The sequence below is a fragment of the Aeromicrobium sp. genome (genome assembly GCF_036675695.1).
Taxonomy (GTDB): Bacteria; Actinomycetota; Actinomycetes; order Propionibacteriales; family Nocardioidaceae; genus Aeromicrobium.
Genome location: NZ_JAKFEL010000105.1, coordinates 1 through 6,186, shown reverse-complemented (window position 1 = coordinate 6,186; position 6,186 = coordinate 1). Strand labels below are relative to the sequence as shown.

Sequence of the window (6,186 nt, the reverse complement as noted above, 5' to 3'; positions counted from 1 at the left end):
CCTCGGCGAGGGCAAGCGGATGTGGAGCGAGACCGCCAAGGACCGGCAGAAGCTGGCGCTGGTCGAGAGCGAGACGTACGCCAACGGCGTGCAGAAGCTCTGCTACGACGTCGTGCGCTGACCTGTTGCGCTGACCTGTTGCGCCGGGTCCGCCGGTTCCAGCAGGCGGCACAAACCGCTCAGTTGCCGAGGGACATGTCCGCCATCCCGGTGATCGCAGAGAACTGCAGGGTCCAGAGGTTCCCGTGATGGGGGTACTTCGCGACCATCGCGTCGACGAGCGCCTCGGGCGTTTCGTTCGCCTCGAACTCGACGGCGAAGTCCTGGATGTAGGCGCGTGTCTGCGCGAGCATGTCGCGCACCGCGTGGTCGTCGCCGTCAGGTCGTCGGTGTCCGGCGACGATCATGGTCGGCTCGAGTCCTTCGATGAAGTCGATCGTGTCGAGCCAGTCCTTCCACTCCTCGGGGCCAGACAGGCCAAGCATGGGGTGGATCTCGTTGTAGACGGCGTCGCCGGCGACCACCAGGCCGAGTTCGGGCACGTGCACGATCGAGGTGGGGTGGATGTCGGCCTGCTTCACCGCGATGACCCGCAGTTCGACACCGTCGACGGTCAGCGGGTCTGAGGGCAGCGGTTCGGGGAGCACGCCTTCGAGGATGGTGGCGTCACCGAACAGAAGGTCCCACTGGTCGGCGTGCATCTCCATGTTCTCCTTCATCGACTCGATCACCTCGGGCAGAGCGAAGCACCGCGCGCCGGGAAACCGCTCGAGCAGGGGCCCGACCCCCAGGTAGTGATCGGGGTGGTCGTGAGTCACATAGATCGCGGTCAGGGTCTTGCCTGTGCGCTCGATGAGGTCGCCGAGGTCGCGGACGTCGTCCTTCAGGTAGAGGGCGTCAATGAGCACGATCTCGCTCTCGCCGCTGATCAGAGTGGCCGTCGTGGGAGAGAAGACTCCCGAAGGCATCACCTCCGGCATGTCCTCGAAGGGAACGCGCGGCCAGCGGCCAACGAAGACTGTCGCGCGAACGGGCGGTCGGGGAGTTGCGTTGGCTTGGTTCATCGAATCCTCCGTAGTCGTCATTGCGCCAATCATAATGCTGTTATAACGTTGTTCTAGTCAAGGCGCACAACACGAAGGAGATGCTTCGACATGCCGATGTGGCAGATCTACGCCCCCGCGGGCGCGTACGACATGGACAGCAAGAAGGCCTTCTCGGACGCCATCACCGACCTCTACGTGGACTTCGCCGGACTTCCCCGGTTCTACGTGGTCGTCGTGTTCGAGGAGCGTCCTCAGGGCAGCATCTGGGTGGGCGGCGAGCCGGCCGACAACTTCGTGCGGGTCGTCATCGATCACATCGCGCGCCAGCTCGACACCCCGGAGTTGCGCGACCTGACGATGGAGGCCATGGAGGCGACACTCGAGCCCTTCGTGCGCGAGCGCGGCTTCGACTGGGAGATCCACATCGACGAGACGCCGCTCGATCTCTGGCGCACTCAGGGACTCGTGCCACCGCCGCCGGAGTCCGTCCACGAGAGGCGCTGGGCCGACGAGAACGCGCCTTCTCCCTGGCAGGACGCTGCCGCAAGCCTGACCGCCTGATCCTCTTCACCCGACAACAGGAGTTCCGATGAACAACGTGCCCAACCCGGACGAGATGTTCCAGTTCGTTCGCACCACCTTCCACGCCGCTCGCTCCGACGCCGCGATCGTCGAGAAGCTCAACGGCATGAACACGGTGCTGAAGGTGATCACCTCCGACCCGGAGAGCGTCCTCATCATCGACACCGCGCGTCAGGATGCCTGGCAGGGCGGACTGGACGATGCGTCCGACGCAACTCTGCGCATGTCCCTCGAGGCGGCGAACCTGTTCTGGCAGGGCGAGCTGAACCTGCTCGCCGCGATGACCCGCGGTGTGGTCAGGGTCCAGGGGAAGAAGTCCGCGCTGGTGAGGGTGCTGCCGATCGCCGCCAAGCTGTTCCCGCTCTACGTGAAGACCGTCAAGGAAGCGGGTCGCGAGGACGTGCTGCTCGAGGCCGCACGTTCGAGGGCCTGAGCAGATCCACACCGGAGGGTTCGCTCCGCTACGCGCGCGGAGCGGACCTGCCAGCCAACCCGCGAGCACTCTTCGTGGCCCGGCTCGACGCCTCGCGGTCGTCTCCCTGTCCCACCATGAATCCGACGGTCAGGGGGACCAAGATCGTCTCCACCGGGTCCGCGAACTCTCCGAAGTGGCCGCTCAGCTCCAGGCTGATGTGGCCGTGGACGAGGGCCCACAGTTGCGCGGCCAGCTCTCGACTGCTGGGCGAGGTGACCCGACCGGCGGAGATCGCTCGCTCACAGCTGCGAGTGAGGGTGGCGAAGGTGTTGACGTACGACGTTCCGCCTGCCGGCAAGTCCCTTCCATCGACCTGTTCTCCGCGGAGGCCATTGCCGCTGGGAAGACCGAAGAGCAGGTCGTAGAGGTGGGGGTTGTCAAGCGCGAAACGGCGGTACTCGAGGGCCTGCGCGAACAGATCGGCCACCGGGTCGTCGGTCGTCGGCAGCTCGGTCAACCGTCCGTTGAGCCGGGCGTAGCCCTCCTCGCAGACTGCCGAGAGGAGGCCGGGCAACCCACCGAAAGCCGAGTAGAGCGCCATCGTGGTGACTTCGGCCTCGTCCACGACTGCGCGGGCCTTCACGCCGGCAACGCCATCTCTGGTGATCAGGCCGATCGCGGCGTCGATCAGGGCCGTTTGTCGGGCGGCGCGGGTGTCGCTGGGGCTCACGGCGTCAGTCTCTCATGGCTTCGAACAACTCATAACAACGCTATAACCTCGTTCCACAGAAGGGCTTCGTCAATGACCTCCGAGCAGACGTACCGTCGCACCACTGTCTCCATCCCCTCAGGCAACAGCTTCTGCTCTGCCTGGTTGTACCTCCCCGAGGGCGTCTCCTCGCCGCCCGTCGTCGTGCTCGGTCATGGCATGGGCGCGACCCGTGAGATGCGCCTCGACGCCTTCGCCGAGCGGTTCGCCTCTCGGGGAATCGCCTGCATCGCCTTCACCTACCGCAACTTCGGGGACAGCGGCGGGGACCGCCGCCAGGAGATACACCCCCGGCAGCAGCTCCAGGACTGGGAGGCGGTCCTGGCACATGTGCGGACGCGGACCGACCTGGACAGCGAGCGCGTGGCTGTCTGGGGCACATCGTTCGGCGGAGGCCACGTGATCACGATCGCGTCTCGTCATCCCGAGTTGGCTGCGGCCGTCGCGCAGTGCCCGTTCACGGATGGTCTGGCCACAGCGTTGCGCCAGCGCCCGGGCGAGTCCCTCCGCCTCCAGTCCCTGCTGGTGCGCGACCTGCTCGCGACAGTCACCCGGAGGGCCCCGGTGACCTTGCCCTTCGCCGCGAAGCCGGGTGGCGTCGCGATCATGACTGCCGAGGACGCGCTCCCGGGCTACGAGGCGCTGATGCCGGCCGGGGAGACGTTCGTCAATCACACCCGAGCCCGAGTGATCCCGCGGCTGGCCTCGTACCGACCAGGCAGGAGGGCCAAGAAGGTGGCGCCACCGATCCTCTTCTGCGTCAGCAGCACCGACAGCGTCGCCCCCGCGGACGTCACGTTGAAGTACGCACACCAGGCTCCGCGAGGTGTGGTCAAGACGTACGACGCGGGACACTTCGCCTTCTACCTCGGTGAACCCTTCGAGCAGCTCGTCGCTGACCAGCTCGCCTTCTTCGAGGAACACCTCGGCCTCGCAGGAACGGCGGATGAGCGATGACCTTCCCTGCCCTTCTGCTCAGCGACCACATGGCCAACCTGGCAGACCGCCGGGCCGCCGCCGATCCGCACGGCCCGGCCGTGAGCGACGACAACACCGAACTCGACAACCAGGAGTTCCTCCGCCGCGTCCTCCAGGCGAGCGAGTACCTCCGCGTCCACGGCGCGAGGCCGGGAGACGTTGTCGCCCTCCAGCTGCCCAACGGGGTCGACTTCGTCGTCCTCCTCTTTGCGGCATGGCGCATCGGCTGCACGGTGACGCCCGTCAATCCCGCGCTCCTGCCCGACGAGACGCAGTACCAGCTGACCGACTCCGGCGCCGTCCTGCTGGTCGACCTGCACGGCGAGGCCCGGTTCGAGGGGGCGACCACCATCGCGGCGACAGCCATGGTTTCGGCTGACGGGGGCCGCCTCGACGAACCCGTGACCGATCACGAAGCCATGGCTCTCCTGATCTACACCAGCGGTACGACGGGTCGACCCAAGGGCGTGATCCTCACCCACGCCAACCTCATCGCGATGGCGTCCATGGGAGCCGAGGGGCTCAGGGCATCCCGCACGGACCGATCCCTGCTGATCCTGCCGTTGTTCCACGTCAACGGCATCGTCGTCAGCGTGCTCGTACCGTTGCTGGTGGGGGGCAGCACCGTCATTGGAGGCCGATTCGACCCTGCCACCTTCTTCGACCTCGTCGACCGGGTCCGTCCGACCTACTTCAGCGGTGTCCCGACGATCTTCGCCTTGCTGGCGCAGTTGCCGGAGGAGTGCGAGCCCGATGCTTCTTCCATCAGGTTCGCCGCGTGCGGGGCGGCGCCTGCACCGGCGGGGTTGCTGGAGGCCTTTGAACGGCGTTTCGGGTTCCCGGTGCTCGAGGGCTACGGCCTGTCGGAGGGGACCTGTGCCAGCACCATCAACCCGGCGGACGGCACGCGGAAGCCCGGCACAGTCGGTCTGCCGCTGCCTGGGCAACGGATCAAGATCGTCGACGCCGACGGCTCCGAGGTAGGACAGGGCGTCACTGGCCAGGTCGCGATCAGCGGCGCGAACATCATGCTCGGGTACCTGGGCCGTCCTGAGGAGACTCGTGCGGCCCTCGTGGACGGCTGGCTGATGACCGGCGACCTTGGACACCTGGACTCCGATGGCTACCTCACCATTGATGGTCGGGTGAAGGACATGATCATCCGGGGCGGCGAGAACATCTACCCGCGCGAGATCGAGGACGTCCTTGCCACCCACCCGTCGACGGTCAACGTCGCCGTGGTCGGCCAACCAGATCAGATGTGGGGCGAAGTGGTCACCGCGTTCGTGACGGTCAACACGGGAGATGTGCCGACGTCTGTAGAGGCCGATCTGCACGCCTGGTGTGCCCAGCGGCTGACCCCGTACAAGCGCCCGGTCAGCATCGCAGTCCTGTCGGAACTGCCCTTGAACGCGATGGGGAAAATTGACAAGCTGGCACTGCGGAGCACGGCCAAGCGGCCGCCAACTTCACCACGTTCAACGTGAGCGGCCCGAGGAGCGCGCATCGCCGACCGGCTCCACCGGGTCGGCCGGTTCCAGCAGGGCCACGCACTCCACGTGATGCGTCATCGGGAACAGGTCGAACGCCCGCACACCCGTGAGCCGGTAGCCGTGCTCGGCGAAGATCGCGACGTCGCGCGCCAGCGCCGCCGGATCACAGGCGACATAGGCGACGGCGCGGGGCGCGCGCCGCACGACCTCTTCGACGACAGCGCGCTTGGCGCCCGCCCTCGGCGGGTCGAGGACGACCAGATCTGCACTGTCCCAGACCTGACCGAGGCTTCCGGCCAGCACGGAGCCGACGTCGCCGGCGGTGGCCTGCAGCCCGGGACAGTTGGTGAGCGAGAGGCTCGACGCGGCAGCGTCTCCCTCGACCGCAGCCACCCGGCCGTCCGGCCCCACGGCGTCGAGGAGGAACCGGCTGAACAGGCCGACACCTGCGTAGAGATCGAGCGCCGACTCCCCCGGCTGCGGCGCCAGGGCCGTCAGTACGGCGTCCACCAGCGCCTCGGGAGCGCCGGGGTGGACCTGCCAGAAGCCACCGTCGGCCACTGCGAACGTGCGTCCCCGGACGTCGTACGACGGCCCGGAAGGTGCGGCGAGCAGGCACTCCTCGACGGGGATCACGTCATGGGACCGGTGCTTGCGCATCCCCCGGGCACCACCGGGCAGGGAGACATAGCGCTGCCGGGTGCGCCAGCCGAGCCCGTCCGTGTCGCCGGGCACGGCCTCGACCGTCAGGTCGACGTCGAGACCGGCGAGTCGACGCAGCTGCTCGCGCACGACGTCGCCCTTGAGGCGGCGCTGTGCGTCGAGCGCGACGTGCTGGAAGTCGCAACCGCCGCAGAGTCCGGGGCCGGCGTACCGGCAGGGAGCATCGACCCGGTCGGGTGA

At 67.4% G+C, this 6,186-nt stretch carries 7 protein-coding genes; 4 read left to right on the top strand and 3 right to left on the bottom strand.

The features are described from left to right. Positions 1 to 179 precede the first annotated feature (179 nt). Positions 180 to 1,085: an MBL fold metallo-hydrolase gene (locus V6M39_RS06560; RefSeq protein ID WP_332642957.1), complete on the bottom strand. Its 906-nt coding sequence runs from the start codon at positions 1,083 to 1,085 to the stop codon at positions 180 to 182. Between the two features lie 69 nt (positions 1,086 to 1,154). On the opposite strand from V6M39_RS06560, the gene V6M39_RS06555 reads away from it, so the two are divergent. Both V6M39_RS06555 and V6M39_RS06550 read left to right on the top strand, forming a co-directional pair. Further along, complete coding sequence (locus V6M39_RS06555) at positions 1,155 to 1,607, top strand: tautomerase family protein (protein ID WP_332642956.1); 453 nt, start codon at positions 1,155 to 1,157, stop codon at positions 1,605 to 1,607. 28 nt (positions 1,608 to 1,635) lie between these two features. Beyond that, positions 1,636 to 2,061: an SCP2 sterol-binding domain-containing protein gene (locus V6M39_RS06550; RefSeq protein WP_332642955.1), complete on the top strand. Its 426-nt coding sequence runs from the start codon at positions 1,636 to 1,638 to the stop codon at positions 2,059 to 2,061. Between the two features lie 28 nt (positions 2,062 to 2,089). Here V6M39_RS06550 and V6M39_RS06545 read toward each other — a convergent pair whose 3' ends face one another. Continuing rightward, entirely contained in the window at positions 2,090 to 2,773 is a 684-nt protein-coding gene (locus V6M39_RS06545) for a TetR/AcrR family transcriptional regulator (RefSeq protein WP_332642954.1), read from the bottom strand. A 72-nt stretch (positions 2,774 to 2,845) separates the two neighbouring features. Between V6M39_RS06545 and V6M39_RS06540 the strand changes: the two genes are divergently transcribed. Both V6M39_RS06540 and V6M39_RS06535 read left to right on the top strand, forming a co-directional pair. Beyond that, positions 2,846 to 3,769 (top strand): alpha/beta hydrolase, encoded by a 924-nt coding sequence (locus V6M39_RS06540; RefSeq protein WP_332642953.1) that lies wholly within the window; start codon positions 2,846 to 2,848, stop codon positions 3,767 to 3,769. After that, positions 3,766 to 5,277: a class I adenylate-forming enzyme family protein gene (locus tag V6M39_RS06535; RefSeq protein WP_332642952.1), complete on the top strand. Its 1,512-nt coding sequence runs from the start codon at positions 3,766 to 3,768 to the stop codon at positions 5,275 to 5,277. The genes V6M39_RS06540 and V6M39_RS06535 overlap by 4 nt, the downstream gene beginning before the upstream one ends. On the opposite strand, the gene V6M39_RS06530 is transcribed toward V6M39_RS06535, so the two are convergent. After that, on the bottom strand, positions 5,269 to 6,186 hold a 918-nt coding region (locus tag V6M39_RS06530; protein WP_332642951.1), incomplete at its 5' end, for a class I SAM-dependent RNA methyltransferase. The genes V6M39_RS06535 and V6M39_RS06530 overlap by 9 nt on opposite strands.

Bases quoted from the DNA above. Each gene is read 5' to 3' on its own strand.
- V6M39_RS06560 (WP_332642957.1), bottom strand. From the start codon at position 1,085: ATGACGACTACGGAGGATTCGATGAACCAAGCCAACGCAACTCCCCGA.
- V6M39_RS06555 (WP_332642956.1), top strand. From the start codon at position 1,155: ATGCCGATGTGGCAGATCTACGCCCCCGCGGGCGCGTACGACATGGAC.
- V6M39_RS06540 (WP_332642953.1), top strand. From the start codon at position 2,846: ATGACCTCCGAGCAGACGTACCGTCGCACCACTGTCTCCATCCCCTCA.
- V6M39_RS06550 (WP_332642955.1), top strand. From the start codon at position 1,636: ATGAACAACGTGCCCAACCCGGACGAGATGTTCCAGTTCGTTCGCACC.
- V6M39_RS06535 (WP_332642952.1), top strand. From the start codon at position 3,766: ATGACCTTCCCTGCCCTTCTGCTCAGCGACCACATGGCCAACCTGGCA.